Annotated in this window: 1 protein-coding gene; it reads left to right on the forward strand. The window is 53.4% G+C overall.

Features of this window, described 5'->3' with window-relative positions; genetic code table 11:
- Nucleotides 1-363, forward strand: a 363-nt coding sequence (locus J5224_RS35170) for an MATE family efflux transporter (RefSeq protein ID WP_264629408.1), incomplete at its 5' end; no start/stop codon positions are given.
- Between the last annotated feature and the right edge of the window lie 154 nt (nt 364-517).

The raw sequence follows: 517 nt of genomic DNA on the forward strand, positions 1-517 counted from the left end.
GAACAGATCGCCTTGTTGTATAACAAAAGCCCCGAAGTGGTCGCCATGGCGGCACAGTTGATGCTTTTTGCCGCGATTTATCAGATTTCAGATGCAGTGCAGGCTATCGGCAACGGTGTATTGCGTGGCTATAAAGATACGCGATCCATTTTCTACATCACCTTCGTCTCCTACTGGATACTCGGTTTACCCAGCGGGTATTTGCTGGCAATGACCGATTATTGGGTGCCACGCATGGGGCCCGCCGGTTTCTGGTGCGGTTTTATCATCGGACTCACTGCGGCCGCGATCATGATGGTGCTGCGTATCCGTTATCTGCAACGTCAACCGCCCGGCGATATTCTGGCTCGCGCGGCGCGCTAACCCTGATGTCACCCAGCGCCAAGGGGCAATACGCCATTGGCGCTGGGTGAAAAAAACACAAAGTGAATACAAGCGCAGCAGTCGTGCAGTTCAACCGCATAAATTTTGCATTTGCGTCTTGCCAGCACCCTATTCACTCGCTACTATGCGCCCC

It is taken from the genome of Candidatus Symbiopectobacterium sp. NZEC135, assembly GCF_025962695.1.